The organism is Vibrio sp. 10N.247.311.13 (genome assembly GCF_041467595.1).
GTDB lineage: Bacteria > Pseudomonadota > Gammaproteobacteria > Enterobacterales > Vibrionaceae > Vibrio > Vibrio crassostreae_C.
This window is the reverse complement of record NZ_JBFSUX010000010.1, coordinates 106,024-119,467: the sequence shown is the minus strand read 5'-3', so window position 1 is coordinate 119,467 and position 13,444 is coordinate 106,024. Positions and strand designations below refer to the sequence as shown.

22 protein-coding genes are annotated in these 13,444 nt (G+C 41.0%); 21 read left to right on the top strand and 1 reads right to left on the bottom strand.

Annotation, left to right across the window (positions count from 1 at the left end; all coding sequences use genetic code 11):
* The 12 genes from AB6E52_RS06955 to AB6E52_RS06900 all read left to right on the top strand — a co-directional run.
* Nucleotides 1–1,022 (top strand): hypothetical protein (locus tag AB6E52_RS06955; RefSeq protein WP_372189947.1); only part of this gene is annotated, 1,022 nt, incomplete at its 5' end.
* A 45-nt stretch (nt 1,023–1,067) separates the two neighbouring features.
* A complete protein-coding gene (locus tag AB6E52_RS06950; RefSeq protein WP_102424207.1) occupies nt 1,068–2,258 on the top strand; it encodes a toprim domain-containing protein in 1,191 nt (396 codons plus the stop codon).
* A 132-nt stretch (nt 2,259–2,390) separates the two neighbouring features.
* Nucleotides 2,391–2,624 carry a hypothetical protein gene (locus tag AB6E52_RS06945; RefSeq protein WP_372103831.1) on the top strand — a complete coding sequence of 78 codons (234 nt, stop codon included), beginning with the start codon at nt 2,391–2,393 and terminating at the stop codon, nt 2,622–2,624.
* 283 nt (nt 2,625–2,907) lie between these two features.
* Nucleotides 2,908–3,378, top strand: coding sequence for a DUF4314 domain-containing protein (locus AB6E52_RS06940; protein ID WP_372050587.1), 471 nt, complete (start codon nt 2,908–2,910; stop codon nt 3,376–3,378).
* Nucleotides 3,368–3,601: a 2Fe-2S iron-sulfur cluster-binding protein gene (locus tag AB6E52_RS06935; RefSeq protein ID WP_081231380.1), complete on the top strand. Its 234-nt coding sequence runs from the start codon at nt 3,368–3,370 to the stop codon at nt 3,599–3,601. Before AB6E52_RS06940 ends, AB6E52_RS06935 begins: the two co-directional genes overlap by 11 nt.
* Before the next feature lie 78 nt (nt 3,602–3,679).
* Nucleotides 3,680–4,372 carry a hypothetical protein gene (locus AB6E52_RS06930; RefSeq protein ID WP_136987179.1) on the top strand — a complete coding sequence of 231 codons (693 nt, stop codon included), beginning with the start codon at nt 3,680–3,682 and terminating at the stop codon, nt 4,370–4,372.
* A gap of 93 nt (nt 4,373–4,465) precedes the next feature.
* Complete coding sequence (locus AB6E52_RS06925) at nt 4,466–4,990, top strand: hypothetical protein (protein WP_081231382.1); 525 nt, start codon at nt 4,466–4,468, stop codon at nt 4,988–4,990.
* Nucleotides 4,990–5,478: a hypothetical protein gene (locus AB6E52_RS06920; protein ID WP_081231383.1), complete on the top strand. Its 489-nt coding sequence runs from the start codon at nt 4,990–4,992 to the stop codon at nt 5,476–5,478. The genes AB6E52_RS06925 and AB6E52_RS06920 overlap by 1 nt, the downstream gene beginning before the upstream one ends.
* A 55-nt stretch (nt 5,479–5,533) precedes the next feature.
* Entirely contained in the window at nt 5,534–5,980 is a 447-nt protein-coding gene (locus AB6E52_RS06915) for a hypothetical protein (protein ID WP_081231384.1), read from the top strand.
* 101 nt (nt 5,981–6,081) lie between these two features.
* Nucleotides 6,082–6,630, top strand: a complete 549-nt coding sequence (locus AB6E52_RS06910; RefSeq protein ID WP_154724110.1) for a hypothetical protein — start codon at nt 6,082–6,084, stop codon at nt 6,628–6,630.
* 84 nt (nt 6,631–6,714) lie between these two features.
* Nucleotides 6,715–7,128: a hypothetical protein gene (locus tag AB6E52_RS06905; protein ID WP_081231386.1), complete on the top strand. Its 414-nt coding sequence runs from the start codon at nt 6,715–6,717 to the stop codon at nt 7,126–7,128.
* Between the two features lie 194 nt (nt 7,129–7,322).
* Nucleotides 7,323–8,006, top strand: coding sequence for a hypothetical protein (locus tag AB6E52_RS06900; protein WP_154723916.1), 684 nt, complete (start codon nt 7,323–7,325; stop codon nt 8,004–8,006).
* A gap of 220 nt (nt 8,007–8,226) precedes the next feature.
* On the opposite strand, the gene AB6E52_RS06895 is transcribed toward AB6E52_RS06900, so the two are convergent.
* Nucleotides 8,227–9,324, bottom strand: a complete 1,098-nt coding sequence (locus tag AB6E52_RS06895) for a hypothetical protein (protein ID WP_086715510.1) — start codon at nt 9,322–9,324, stop codon at nt 8,227–8,229.
* A gap of 213 nt (nt 9,325–9,537) precedes the next feature.
* Between AB6E52_RS06895 and AB6E52_RS06890 the strand changes: the two genes are divergently transcribed.
* The 9 genes from AB6E52_RS06890 to AB6E52_RS06850 all read left to right on the top strand — a co-directional run bounded on the left by AB6E52_RS06890 (nt 9,538) and on the right by AB6E52_RS06850 (nt 13,397).
* The gene (locus AB6E52_RS06890; protein WP_081231389.1) at nt 9,538–9,984 is read left to right on the top strand and encodes a hypothetical protein; all 447 of its coding nucleotides are present in this window, start codon (nt 9,538–9,540) and stop codon (nt 9,982–9,984) included.
* Nucleotides 9,985–10,134: 150 nt separating this feature from the next.
* Nucleotides 10,135–10,680: a hypothetical protein gene (locus AB6E52_RS06885; protein ID WP_372050591.1), complete on the top strand. Its 546-nt coding sequence runs from the start codon at nt 10,135–10,137 to the stop codon at nt 10,678–10,680.
* A gap of 146 nt (nt 10,681–10,826) precedes the next feature.
* The gene (locus AB6E52_RS06880) at nt 10,827–10,949 is read left to right on the top strand and encodes a hypothetical protein (RefSeq protein ID WP_276605648.1); all 123 of its coding nucleotides are present in this window, start codon (nt 10,827–10,829) and stop codon (nt 10,947–10,949) included.
* A gap of 191 nt (nt 10,950–11,140) precedes the next feature.
* Entirely contained in the window at nt 11,141–11,458 is a 318-nt protein-coding gene (locus AB6E52_RS06875) for a hypothetical protein (RefSeq protein WP_136987173.1), read from the top strand.
* 44 nt (nt 11,459–11,502) lie between these two features.
* Nucleotides 11,503–11,742, top strand: coding sequence for a hypothetical protein (locus tag AB6E52_RS06870; RefSeq protein WP_136987172.1), 240 nt, complete (start codon nt 11,503–11,505; stop codon nt 11,740–11,742).
* 147 nt (nt 11,743–11,889) lie between these two features.
* Nucleotides 11,890–12,072 (top strand): hypothetical protein, encoded by a 183-nt coding sequence (locus AB6E52_RS06865; RefSeq protein ID WP_136987171.1) that lies wholly within the window; start codon nt 11,890–11,892, stop codon nt 12,070–12,072.
* Nucleotides 12,073–12,074: 2 nt separating this feature from the next.
* Nucleotides 12,075–12,257: a hypothetical protein gene (locus AB6E52_RS06860; RefSeq protein ID WP_102423482.1), complete on the top strand. Its 183-nt coding sequence runs from the start codon at nt 12,075–12,077 to the stop codon at nt 12,255–12,257.
* Nucleotides 12,258–12,313: 56 nt separating this feature from the next.
* The gene (locus AB6E52_RS06855) at nt 12,314–12,751 is read left to right on the top strand and encodes a hypothetical protein (RefSeq protein WP_136987170.1); all 438 of its coding nucleotides are present in this window, start codon (nt 12,314–12,316) and stop codon (nt 12,749–12,751) included.
* The gene (locus AB6E52_RS06850; RefSeq protein ID WP_372134424.1) at nt 12,741–13,397 is read left to right on the top strand and encodes a hypothetical protein; all 657 of its coding nucleotides are present in this window, start codon (nt 12,741–12,743) and stop codon (nt 13,395–13,397) included. Before AB6E52_RS06855 ends, AB6E52_RS06850 begins: the two co-directional genes overlap by 11 nt.
* Nucleotides 13,398–13,444: the final 47 nt, after the last annotated feature.

Genomic DNA, 13,444 nt, shown 5'->3' with positions numbered 1-13,444 from the left:
CAGATGCAGACGATGATTCAGATGGTCAGGGCTCCGGTTCAGATTCAGATGATGACTCAGATGGTCAGGACTCCGGTTCAGCTGGTCAGGGCGCTTCTCAAGGCTCTTCAACCCGTAACCCACTCAGTGATGAAGATTTTCAGCGCTTGGGTGAAGCATTGGCCGATCTTCATGAGCTTATCGATCAAGCGATCAATAAACATGCTTCAGTGAATCCGGCATCCTATGAGGACATTTGTAACTATAACGTCACGCCAGAGCTAAATGGGCGAATGTTATCAATGCCAATCCAAAGCAGTATCAACTCTGGTGCTCGTGCGATTAAACGTATTATCGAATCGCAGATGTGGGCTAAAGAGGCTGTACCCATCATGTACGATGAATCTGGTAGTGATTTTGACTGTGATTTACTTGCGGGTGTAACTGCTGGTAACAGTCGAATCTTCTATACAGAGGATATCGTTGAGACTCATAAATCTTCATTCGTTATTGCGATTGATATTTCTGGCTCAATGGCTGTGCCTGTTACAAATGAGTTTGGAGATCGAACTGGCTACTGTCGATTAGACATTGCCCAGAAAGCCGCCTTATCGGTTGCAGCTGCACTTGAAGAGTTGGATGTACCAGTATCAGTCTTGTATTTCAATACGATGGCTTATGTTGGAAAGTCATTCAATGAACCTTTGATGCAATGCTATCCGCGAATCGGTATTGACTCTAGTGATGGTACTGAAACCAATAAGGCTGTCTTAGCTGCTCGTCAAGAGTTTACAAAGCTCGATTTGGCAAGCAGAAAGCAATTACTTGTTGTTACCGATGGGTGTCCAGCTGATACACATGCTGTCGAAAGTCAGGTAGAGCAATGTAAAGCCGAAGGGATTGATGTTGCGTCAATCAATATTTGCGAATCAAGGTACGGAGGCATTCCAAATTATCAAGTGATACGTGATGCTGATGACCTTCCCGCTGTGTTGGATGACATGATTCAACAGAACTTGTTGTCATCGATTGAAATTAGTTAAACGTAACAGTGACGCTCTTCGGAGCGTCCCTTTTAGGAGGTCAAAATGAGCAATTACAGAAGATCAAAAATCCAAGATGTACATGCGTTAGTGATGCGTCATGGTGGCTGGTCCTCAGTGTTCAAATGTTACGGTGAACTAACTGAGGCGATGCGAAAGTCTTCAAATGGTGTTTCTAAAGCTGTACCAGATCCATTCACTGGCAAAGGCAAAACTGTCTTTCGCTTGTACAAAGATTGGAACGAGTCTGGTGGCGGTTATTACAATGGTAAGGGTCGTATTGGTGATGGTATTGATATGGTCGCTTGGCTTGAAAATTGTAATAAATCGAAGGCGATGGACATTATCTTAGATATTTTGGGGGAGTCTACAGACAACATTTCTCAACGAGAAGTGAAAGCCGTAGCCGCTCAAAAAGAAGAGAAAGCTGTTCTTAGTCCTGCAGATATAAGCAAACGCCTATGGATTTTGCAAAAGGTTGAACATGAGGCATTTGCTGTCACTGAATCTGAAATAGGTATGAACTATCTAATATCTCGCGGATTAGGTGACATTCAAATACCTTGCAACGTTGGGTTTCACTCACAACTTAAAATGTGGGACTCACAAAGCAACGAAGTGTATTTACCAGGCATTGTTTTATACATTCAAAATTTGAAAGGTGAGGCGATTGCTTTTCATCGAATTTTTTTGAATGACGATGGCTCAGATAAATCACCGTTGCTTGATAACCCTAAGATGCAAATGTCACCAATAGAGGATCCTCGCGGTGCATCAATACAGTTTGGTATGCCTTTAATCTGCAAAGATGAAATGGGTAATACACGAATTGTGTTAGGTGTTGGAGAAGGTCCTGAAACCTGTTTGGCTTGCCAGCATGCTGAGAGTATTCCTGTTTGGTCAGGTATCTCTTCTACCTTGATGGAGCTGATCGATATTCCTTTCGAAGTAACCGATTTGGTTATTTTTAAAGACAAAGATCGCCTTACACAAGGAAAAGACATGCCGGAAGGCGACAGAGCTGCCATCTCTTTGAAGGAACGTGTAGAGAAAAATATGAATCACTGCAAAGTGACCATTGCATCTCCACCGAGTCCCATCAAGGAATTGGCAAAATCACAAGATTGGCTTGATGAATGGTGTGATTCTGGATATCAGAATTTCATCGGATACTTAGCCAAAAACAAGCTGACACCGGTTGGTTTTCTCGATAGAGAATTTAACGATGTTGCTTAAATACGCATTAGCCTTCCTTCGGGGAGGCTTTTTGCTTTTAGGTCGCTCAAGGATTGGTCTAAACGCAAAAAGCTCAAGACAATGCACGGTTGCTGTATAACGATATAAATAAAATCACTGAAGGAGAACCTTATGGTCACTGGGTCTTGGTACACGGTTGATGGTAAAAACATTGAAGGGCTGTCCGAGCTAAAGTTCTCTGATATGGCCAATGCACTGACTGAAGTTGAGGCTGCCTATGAATGCATCGTCCTTGAAGAGTCAGAGCGGTTAGGGTGGAGCTTATTGCAAGTGAAAGCCGTTGTGCCAATTAAGGATGGCACAGTAAAACGAAAATCAACCTTAAGGTTACTACTCAGCCATTAGGTCACTAGAACACAAGTACTTCGTAAACACGGAAAATACCGCCAGTAATTGCCAAAAGTACGATGAAATTCATGTTAACTGTAATTGATTTACCCGAGAAATTTATCACTTTATTAAAGTGATTATTCCTCATCCAGTTAGGATGCTGTTGCAATATCCTCTTGTCTTATGACATGTCCCCATTGACTTTAATACCCAAGTCACAAAAACCTACCCATAGGGAACAGTTCGTACCCTATTACCATAGGTTGCGTTTGTTCCTTTATTCCTTGGAGGAATTACCATGCGCAACTCTATCATTGATGCAGCTTTAGCAAACTATACGTCTTCTATGACCCGCTATATCTGTAACGATAACCCGTTGGACCTACAAATCTCGCAATGCGCTGTTCGTTGGATTAACGCCTCTCTTGAGCTTACTGGCCGTGAACATTTCCGAACTACATCAAATGGATTATTAGATGTGCCATTTCTTTTAGATTCTAAATACCACGATAACTTCGCTACAGATTGCTGGTTTCTGGCTGAGACTTTATTTGTCCCGACTACTGAAACAATCAAGCAATCGCTTAAACCTGGTGACGTCATCAAGATGATTCACATGAACGATATTGACCCAATTGATGCAGGAGAACTTGGTCAAATCAAGCGTATCGACGACATGGGAACATTGCATATGCAATGGGACAACGGTCGTTCTCTTGGTATTTGCATGCCTGCTGGAGATTTATTCGAGGTTTATTATGCGAGTTAACAACACACCCATTCCAACTGATTCTTGTACGGCGCTTGTCGCACTAGAAAGAGCTGGATACAAAGTAAATTCTGAATGCCGAAATGGTTACTGTGGCGCTTGTCGTCTCAAAGCTACTGGCACTCCTACTTACTTAAATGACCCTATTGGATATAAGCAAGACGGTGAAATACTTGTTTGTTGCGTTGATTCGCAATCAGACATTGACATCGAACTACCTTAATTACCCATAACCCCAACAAACTCAACGTCAATCAAAGACATTGAACTTGTATCCCCAATTCCTATGGAGGAAACCCTTATGTCATATGAAATCATCTATGAGAAATTTGCTACGTTCTGTCCTGCAGATGTAGTAAGTCAACAAAAGAAAGATTTCCTACTCAAACATTTCAATATCAATTGTTCAACTATGAGCGATTACGATATCGATGCCGAACTTTTCAGACGGTTCAAGATCATCTCAACGGATAACTTGTACATGCTTCAACTCTTAATTGGTCCGTCCAATTGTGTTGATACAGAGTCAGGAAAGCGCACCCGAGATTGGATGTATTGCGGTGTCGACACTGAGTATTCACTATTCCAAAAATACGGATGTGAATGGTGCCGAAGTGTTGAAAGTGGCGATTTAAAGCCTAATGGTCGATGGGCAACCCCTGAAGGCTGGCTTAAATCATTACGATTGGCATTCAAGCAAGCAGTGAGTTATGAGGCTATGCCTTATTGTCATTCCATGTCTTTTTGGATCGTCAAACCTACAACCTGGGAAGATCAGTACAAACTCAAGCAGTTTGAATCGATTGTATCCAGCTTTGGTGCTGACATCATGGAAAGAAGTTGGTTTGGTACTCGCAAGTTATATTGCTCATTTAGCCCTGAGTCGATGTTTGAAATGTACCTGTTTCAAGAACTATCGATTCGTTTTTTTGGCAAACGTGCATTCAGCACGACTAGCCCGAGTCTAGGTCTAGTCAAGCAAAGAGCTATATAGCTCAACCCCTTACATCTTACCCATTAGCAGGGACTTTCTTCCCTGTGGGAAGTTGTCCCTTCAAAACCTTAATAGTTCTTGGAGGAACTGAATATGATCACTTCAGATATGCTTTTAACTGCAGCAAAACCCTTCGGATTACCAATCGTTGCGATTGATGATATTGAAGCTGATGCGCGTAGCTTGAATCGTACTCGCCGTGATAACCCAACCACCCAATTTCTCTGGGTTGTAAAGCCTTGTGGCAGTGTCTTGTTTCCAATTGGAAAAGGCGTGAATCCACACTTCGTGACATTTTGTTTTGAAGCAAGTCATCAAGCGTTCTTGATAAAAAATGACGATATCTTTCCGATTGAAACCGAAGAAGCCGAACAGCTTTCGTGCAAACTTCCTTTCGATGTGACGGGTATTCGATATCAAGAAACACTGGTACGCAAAGTCACTCAATTACTGAGCCATGCTTGCGTGCATTCTTCTGCTCTTGCGGAATGTAGCTTAGATGAAAACTCTAGCTGGAAGTCATGGCAACGTTGGTTCGAAGATCTAAATCATCCAGTCATGGCTGCGTTTATGTCTCTTTGTATTCAGCGTTCGATTGAACTGACGGAGGCAAACTGATGAATCGCAAAACTTTAGATATTCAACGTCCATGTCGTCGAATACACGATGGTCACAGCTTTATGATTGCTCAACGTGTTCTGCGTTTGCCTGATGAAGACTCTGGCCTGTCTCATTCAATTGTTCGATTCGAAAACAGTCGTGTTGGTTTTGGAAGCTTAAAGCTAAAAAGACGAACGGCAATTCGAATCACCAACAAAGAGAATGGTCAATGGATAATCCGATATTGCATGGGGAATGGCGGCAAGATTAAAGGGCTGAACAAGGAATATATTGCTATCGATTACGATGGTGTAAATGAACTTGGTGTGACCTTTAATAAAGACGTTCGTTTGTCTGTGAATACAGCTGACTGGTGGGACATTACAAGATGGTTTTGGACGTTCCCAGATCTCAATGTAAAGCTTTCCTTTCGTTTAGGTTTGATTGGATTTCTTTTAGGGATAATCAGTTTAGCTGACTTAATTGCGAAGCTATTTATAGCTTAACCCCCTGTGGGTCCGATACCCATTAGGGCGGTCCCCTCATTTCAAGAGGTATACCATGAATGAACTAACACCTACATCGCAAGATGTTGAAGCCCCTCGATCCGTTTTGGAGTTTCTAGACAACTTAACAGCATCGAAATACTTCTATCTTGAGGCCGCTGGCGCGTACCTTAGTGAAGTTATTGATTCTGAATTGCTCGATGATAAAGCCAAGTTGCTCGAATTCATTGAAGACAATAAGTGTGAAGCCGTTGAAGACATCAGCGCAGAGTTGGTTGAAAAGATGATTTCTGACCGTGCAGATACATTGCACAGTTCAGCGTTATACATCTTGAAATCATTTCTCGGCACTGTGCCTAAAACTGAGGTTGAAGCTCTTCAAGATGGCGCTGTTGCTGATATTTGGTATGACGCTTCGGACCACGGAGACACTAGCGCCGCAGCAGTCATCAAAAATACGCAAGATGCCATGAGCATTATTGCTGACTTCTTAACGAAGTAACCAATCTTAAAGGAATCTTCCTTTTACTCCCTTTGGGGCATACGTCCCGTAGGGGAGTTGTGTGCCTCATAGGTTAACCACCTTATGCAGAGGAACACATTATGGGCTTTTTTTCTTTCAAAACCGCTGACACAAAACAGTCAATCTTTAATACGTGTACTGAGAAGTGTCGTCCAGTGTACATGCTCCAACCAAACAACGAAGACCCAATATATGAGCCGGCTTATGAAGGTTATGGTGTTTTCGGAGGTGTTGATGCTTATACATGGTTAGCGAAACATAATTTGCCAACGACAGTCACGAACTCATACGATGACGATGAGCTCCGAACTCTGGGGATAAAATTGGCCTTTGGCTTAGACTCTTTTGAATACGATAACCATCTATTCATTAAAGAGAATGAGTTGGATGTGCTAAGACAGGTGAACCCTGCACTGCTTGAACGCGAGTTTACCCAATTCCAAGCTTTTTCCGATTTCATTATCGTGAACGGCGAGGAAATTAGACCAAACGATCTCCCATCGCATTTGAGAACTGACCTGCAATTAGCACCAGTTAAATACCCATTAAAATTCAGTTTCAGAAAAGGTAAGCAATACAGTGATTACCCTGCTTCTGAGAGCTGTCCATATCAAGGTTACTTCATTTAACCCCAAACCTTGATACAACCCACCACTACCCGTGAGGGATCTTCCCTCATAGGGATAGATCCCTCAAAATTGGAGGAATCTATCGTGGAATCAACCTATTTAGATGATACCGACCATATCTTAATTAAAGCGTTATCCAAAGAAGATATGCCGATAAATGAAATTGCCAAAAAGTTTGAAGTACCAATTGCCAATATCGCGATGTCACTAGACACCTGCCATTTTGCAATCACTGACAACATTTTGCGTAAAAACTCTCAGCTAGGAAAAATGAAATTGACTGCCATTGGTATTGAAAAACGATGTACCTTATGCAATCACTTTTTTCCGCTCACTAAAGAATTTTGGCACGTCAAGCGCACCACTAAACATGGCCAGCGTGAGATGGGAACCTGCAAAAGTTGTGAAGCTGAAAAAAAGCGTCGTCAAGAACTCGATGGCCGCTTAAAAGACTTAGGAGGTAAAATGTGTTTCTCGACACGTTACCTGAATAAGTAGCTGCATACCTTGTAGTTAAGATGAAAAGTCACCCGATCGGTGGCTTTTCATCCACCATTTCCATCCGCTTTGACACATCCAGCCATATCGCTTCACCCTAAATTTCAATTTCTTTGAAATACTTCCTAAATCCGCATTCGTATGTTGCATAACCGTTTTAACCGACTATCAAGAACTTAAATGGGTTAGCGCACATGAATAAACAGGACACGATCAACCAAGCACTGAATATCATCACCAGTTGGAACCTTGACGACAGCCATTCCAAATCCTTCTCTGATTTTGTCTTCTATTGGGCCTTTGCGCATACTAATCAGCACAAAGTGACTACAAGGTTAGATTCTAAAGAATCAGTACAAGATGGGGTGGTAGAGCTTGCACAGTTGTTAAGCAATGCAATGCTTAATGGGTACAGTGATCCAATCGGGGACATTCTGATTGAGTTAGGTGTGAATACAAAGACGAAACGAATGAACAATCATCAAGATGACGATTTTTTAGAGCAAATGATGGGGCTCAATGATAACGAGGTCTATGAACCATTTTGCGGTACTGGTGCGTTAACTATGGAGCTCATGCAGGCATATTGTGAAAAGCATACAGAACGTAGCAATCCTCTCGATCATTACACTTATTATCTCGAAGAGGTTAAGCCTCTCAACTGTGCAGCCGCAGTGATTCAAATCTTTCATAAGCTCGAATACCTATCTACCAAATTTGGTTCTGCCATCATTCCAGGCAACCTCAAAATCATCAATATCGATCCGATAACACGACAAGAGGGGACCCAACACTACATCGCCAGTAAGATGTCGGATGCTGAACAAATTGAACACAACCTGAACTCGCTGCCTAACACTCAACCGACGATACACTAGGGGGCATTTATGATAGTAAGTTTGAGTGCAGTTAAAGCATTCACCTTTCATGCTTGATTTTCCCGTTCAAGTGGCGTGAGCGAGTTTGCCATTTTGGTTTAGCAGTGTTCTGAGAAGGCTTTGCCCCTTAATGAGATACAGTCCAAAGTTGAAACAGTAATGTTGAGGTCACTTTGATATTCAAAAGTATTGAGCAGCTAAAGAAAAGGGCAAAGCCAACTTATTCACACCTTTCAGTGAGCATAAGTTTTGTTTTAAGAAACGCAAGTTTGATGTCATCAGTTTTGGTGAACTTGAACTTACCATCAGTAGAAGCGTCGAACCTTTCAAAATAGTATTCGAGTAGCGGATCATACCTACCACTGTGAACCCAAGTGTAGAACTTTCCGAGTTCGTATCGTAATTCTTTATTAAGGTCAGATCTTAATCTCAGTACACTAATGGTTGCTAGGTCAACGATGTTCATTTCTTGTAGATTCGTCTTAATCTCTTCAATCAGAGGTAGGAGGGATTCTTTATACTTATCAGCTAATGGTACAAGGTCAGCGTCAGTTACTTCCGCTTCAAAAATCATAATGAGGTCATCAATCTCTCCATTATAGTATTCGTTATCTAATCTTTTTTCTGACTCAGTGCGAAGAACATAGAGTTGTTCTAAAGGATCAGGTTTAGTCTCAATTTTTTCTTTTGAAAGTTTGTGTTGGTACTCAACAAACAGCGTTTCAATCCTATCAGCGATAACATCTAGGTACTCATATCGTATCTTGAGAAATTCGAACAGCTCATTGATATTCAGGTTTAACGTTAAGTCCTCTTTACCCACATCTCGACTGTACAAATGAACACTCAGGTCGCCAGTGTTGAAACTGCTTGTAAATGGCCAACTTGCGAATCGCTTTGAATTCTCTTGATTAAGATTTACTGGGTGAGCACCGAAACACGCCCTGATAGTTTTAAAGTAATTATTGTCATCTTCATTAGGGAAGAGGCGAGCTTTGAAGCATTTCTTTTCACCATGAAACGGATCTTTATTGTCATTCATAAACACTCGATGGAGTTGTTTGATTGACTCGAAAATGAGGTCTATTGAAGAGATAAGAGAGTAGACCTGCATACATCTACTATCTATATTCTTGTCAAACTCAGGTGCATTTTCTAAGTGCCTAACAGAAACAGTGATCCAATCCATAGCAGAGCAAACGAGGTTAAAAAGGTTCTTACCGCCTTTATCTTTGTAGATTTGATACACAAAGCTAGAGTTTGAGTTCACTAACTCCCTAAAATCCGTGATTTTATCATCACTAACAACGCTTCTCATTCACCAGTTCCTTTTCTAACTAACTGAAAATATTATAAAGAATGGCAATTATGATAGTGATAGTTCTTGAGCTCTTCAAATATATTATCTTTCGACACACATCATAGATTGATATTGGTTGAGTTTTATATTTGATGACCGCAACATAGACGAAATTCAATCGCGAAAAATTCCCAATATAAGGAATTAGCTAATGATTGATAAGGAGATTAAGTGCAAGTATCAGAACTAAAAACAGTGGCTACCCTGGTCCGGAAAGTGATTAAGAAGGTCGTTTCAGAGTCAACCTATGTTGATGTTGAGCTTCAAAGGTTTCCTTCAGGTTCGTGTGAGGTATCTAGTGTAATTTTGGGACTCTATTTGAGAGAAAAATATGCTGTTAACGTTGTACAGTCAGTCGGCAAACGTCCATCTCCGGAATGCGAGTACAGTGAAAATAACCATGTTTGGTTAACGGTGAATGAAACTATTGTTGTCGACATCACTGCTGATCAGTTTGACGATTGTTTGGAGAAAGTATTTGTTGGTCGCGATAGCGCTTTTCATGACACATTCGAAGTTTATGATACAAGACCGGTAGATTTTAGTTACTTACTGAGACGCGGTTCAGAGGGATATGGACATATATATAAGGAAGTAGTTACTCGAATGGCAAACTAGTTTACCTAGTCGCCAGCTTATTCGATTGGTTGAGTTTAGTTAACAAGGTGACTTTTAAGTGCTTTATATTTTTCGATGGAGGGGGTACTCATAGATAAATTTGATGTTGAGCTACTTGGTTGGGACGGTAGTCTGGAAAGTTGTTTAGACATGTTTTCAGGGCTTTATGGATATCACATTGACCCTAGTACCCACAAAAAACCTAATGAATGTATTAAGTATGAAGAATTCCTTAAAAGTTCAAATGTTTTGAATCAATGGCAAGAGAGTATGGCCAGTAACGGTGATACCCCGATATTTAAACTATTTCAGAGAAACTATAGAGGTTTCAATGTCGATGATTTCATTAATTTAGATATGGAAATACAGGAGAAAGGTCTTTCATTAGCCAAAGGTCAGATTTTGTTTCGCGGTGTCTGTTCTGAAAATGAAAATGATGACTGGACCAAACCTGTGTCTACAACTTTGTCTCCTTACATCGCGATTTACCACGCATTGAAAAATGGTTATACGAAGCCCATAAAAATATGTGTAATCGAGGTTCCAGTTGATACAAATGTAAAGGCTATTATAGGTCCATTTGGTGACAATGTTGAATTTGGGCAAGAGTATGAAGTTTTAGTCAATTTTAAGCACCGCCCGAAAGTTCATGAAGAGATAACTAGAGGCAATGTGACGTTCCAGTCATTACGTTGATTGAGTCTATGCATTGATCTTTATGGTCAGTATTGGATTCTGGTAGTACCTAGACACACGCTTTGGGACGTAGAAAAGTTTCAAACTTATTGTCCAGCGATAATAGTCATCAATCTTCATGAGAACTATATCGATTTGAATAGGTAATGACTGAAACCCACGGTCACGATGTACGTGTGCGCTATCTGCAATGGTTAGAAAGCACGCGTACTCAAAACAAGCAAAATAAGCTGACTAATTGGAAACAGTCACTGATTACTTTGCCATAGTACAAGGGCAAACTGAGTAACACACTGTCCAATGGGCAGCGAGGAAATTCCTCTAACTCAACTGGTTATTACGCCATCTGAAATGTAATCAGTCTTTTGACTGCCCCTAATAACTCTCTCTGAGTTACCAACGTTCACATACAAATCTTGTTTACACACCAAATAGTCCCATGAATAACTGGAGTCCAGATATGAATGTACTTAACTTCCTTGGTTTTGATTGCTGCATTGCTAAACGTCATTACGCTAACGGTGTAATTGCGCTTGAGCTGATTGCTGCTGAAACCGATGACAACATTAACAACGACACCTTTCCCGGTGAACGAATTTGTGTTGCAACAACCTGTGTTAGTAATGCCAACCTACTGACAAATGAAACCTGCATCAAAAACTACAGTGAAAACACTGGAATTGAAGATGTTCTTGTCGAGGCTGGAATTATTAAATTAACTGGAAAATCATGCAGAACTGGCTACGTCAGTGTGCCAATTGTCCAAGTTTTGATTTAGTGATTTTCTCTCATTGTTGACCATTGAATAAATGGAGATACCACATGACTACTTTCGAACAACTGTCAGCTTTAGTAGACATCGAGATCAGTCTTATTAAATCTGTCAGACGCATTAAATTGCTCAATAGACCACCATCAAATTTACTCACTGATACCTATCAATCATTCAATGATTTGAAAGCTAAAAGTGCCCAAATAGATAGTTACGCAGGCGACTGCATCATTGCTCGTATAGACCATCTTTTTCAAGATGACGTTATACAACCCCTTCTCAAGAAGTAACCCATCTCTCGGAGTTTGTAACCCAACAAACACCAACGGATAGATCCCATCTAAACCCCAATAAACCTAACCCAACACGGGACATATTAGCTAACCCGTGTGGTGGCCTAGTACGTCTCGAATTCCAGTTCTTGGAGGAGCTAACTCATGCCACGAAATATCCCAATAAGTAAGTTTGCTGACTTTATCTTGTTCTACAAGATAAACGGCAAGGTGAAGAAGAAAATGTTTGAAGATACAGAAGCAGGAAATGTGTATCGCTACGCTAGGTCATTCCCGCAAGGAATCGCTTGGAAAATTAGACAACTACCCTCACAGCAACAGGTGTGATTATGAATATTGAAATGACAGAGAAAGCCATGGCAGAACCGGTCGCAATGCATCTAGAAGGTGCTGATGTAGCCGTCGTTGTGGAATATTTTTTAGGTCGCCTAGTTAACGAGATCCCCGAAGAGAATCTTGAGGTGGTCCTTAAATCATGCAGTTCAGAAATCGATATTCATTCTAAAAAATGACATCTGCACTTACTAAACCCCATGTGCTTACGCACGAAATATACCGAGGAATTACTATGTCTTTCACAACAAAACCAGCAAATTTGAATTGTAACCTAATGAGCAAATTTGCACTCACTTGCATCATTGGCTTGTCATCTTCCACTGTAATTGCAGATTGTCAATTTGGTGCAGAGACGATCCCTGTTGGTGAACAACTTACGATTCGTGATGAATTCTTAGTCGAGGAAAGTTACCAGCATTACCTCAACCAAGGTTACACGACTCAACAGAGCAAAGAGTTCGCAATGTCCAGTGATTGGACCGTTGTTGCACTTGAATGCACTCGTCAATTCGTACCTAACCCTAATTTCACTCCTGAAACAGCTGAACATGCCGGTTCCCAATTTATTTACGTTGGCGACGTGCTGGTGGCTGGTCAGTTTCAACGTACTTTTTTACCTGTCGTGATGGGTTTGGAAGTAAAGCAAGAGGAACGTTCTCATGTTCAATAAAGTGATAGATGCTGAGTGGGTTATGATTAATAACTCTCTTACCCCATGTAAGTTTAGTACTGCCTTTCATGAGTACTTGTGCTTACGACGTCACGATAATCATTTTGATTACGATACGAGCAAACACGGGTTACTTACACCGACCAGAAACTACTCAATTGAGTTCTTAATGGCTGCGTCTCATTCATTTGTCGAATTTGGGGATACGTTAATCGTTCCACTGCGTGCTTCGAATGAAAACATACAAGAAACGATGTCAATTAAGTTTGTCCCATTCCTGACTGATGAATTGGCCAAGCCCCTATGGTCTAAGTATGCGAAACATCAATCCATAAGGACTATCGGAAGATTTGCTGAATCAATGCAGTCTAACAAAAGCTATGTTTGGTCATGGATGAAACTTCAAGCTTCGGAATCTGTAGCGAATGAAACAGCCCCAACTCAAACAAACAACTTAGAAGATGATCTAAAGGCGCTCTTATTTGAGTTCCGAGAAGATGAACAAAACAAAAAACTTCGTCGAAATACCAGTTTGGCTATCGACAAAGGTTATTTTGAAGGGTGCGAATGTACTTTGGCTTACGTGCAGTCCAACCTCATCAGGTTGTTACGTAGTCATGGTATTCGAGTACCAGAACAATTTTAACTAAAACAAAAATTGCTCCCATTGGGAGCAATTTTTTTCATCTTTCA

Coding starts and splice junctions, on each gene's coding strand:
- AB6E52_RS06950 (WP_102424207.1), top strand. CDS start 1,068: ATGAGCAATTACAGAAGATCAAAAATCCAAGATGTACATGCGTTAGTG.
- AB6E52_RS06945 (WP_372103831.1), top strand. CDS start 2,391: ATGGTCACTGGGTCTTGGTACACGGTTGATGGTAAAAACATTGAAGGG.
- AB6E52_RS06940 (WP_372050587.1), top strand. CDS start 2,908: ATGCGCAACTCTATCATTGATGCAGCTTTAGCAAACTATACGTCTTCT.
- AB6E52_RS06935 (WP_081231380.1), top strand. CDS start 3,368: ATGCGAGTTAACAACACACCCATTCCAACTGATTCTTGTACGGCGCTT.
- AB6E52_RS06930 (WP_136987179.1), top strand. CDS start 3,680: ATGTCATATGAAATCATCTATGAGAAATTTGCTACGTTCTGTCCTGCA.
- AB6E52_RS06925 (WP_081231382.1), top strand. CDS start 4,466: ATGATCACTTCAGATATGCTTTTAACTGCAGCAAAACCCTTCGGATTA.
- AB6E52_RS06920 (WP_081231383.1), top strand. CDS start 4,990: ATGAATCGCAAAACTTTAGATATTCAACGTCCATGTCGTCGAATACAC.
- AB6E52_RS06915 (WP_081231384.1), top strand. CDS start 5,534: ATGAATGAACTAACACCTACATCGCAAGATGTTGAAGCCCCTCGATCC.
- AB6E52_RS06910 (WP_154724110.1), top strand. CDS start 6,082: ATGGGCTTTTTTTCTTTCAAAACCGCTGACACAAAACAGTCAATCTTT.
- AB6E52_RS06900 (WP_154723916.1), top strand. CDS start 7,323: ATGAATAAACAGGACACGATCAACCAAGCACTGAATATCATCACCAGT.
- AB6E52_RS06895 (WP_086715510.1), bottom strand. CDS start 9,324: ATGAGAAGCGTTGTTAGTGATGATAAAATCACGGATTTTAGGGAGTTA.
- AB6E52_RS06885 (WP_372050591.1), top strand. CDS start 10,135: ATGTTTTCAGGGCTTTATGGATATCACATTGACCCTAGTACCCACAAA.
- AB6E52_RS06880 (WP_276605648.1), top strand. CDS start 10,827: ATGACTGAAACCCACGGTCACGATGTACGTGTGCGCTATCTGCAATGG.
- AB6E52_RS06875 (WP_136987173.1), top strand. CDS start 11,141: ATGAATGTACTTAACTTCCTTGGTTTTGATTGCTGCATTGCTAAACGT.
- AB6E52_RS06870 (WP_136987172.1), top strand. CDS start 11,503: ATGACTACTTTCGAACAACTGTCAGCTTTAGTAGACATCGAGATCAGT.
- AB6E52_RS06865 (WP_136987171.1), top strand. CDS start 11,890: ATGCCACGAAATATCCCAATAAGTAAGTTTGCTGACTTTATCTTGTTC.
- AB6E52_RS06860 (WP_102423482.1), top strand. CDS start 12,075: ATGAATATTGAAATGACAGAGAAAGCCATGGCAGAACCGGTCGCAATG.
- AB6E52_RS06855 (WP_136987170.1), top strand. CDS start 12,314: ATGTCTTTCACAACAAAACCAGCAAATTTGAATTGTAACCTAATGAGC.
- AB6E52_RS06850 (WP_372134424.1), top strand. CDS start 12,741: ATGTTCAATAAAGTGATAGATGCTGAGTGGGTTATGATTAATAACTCT.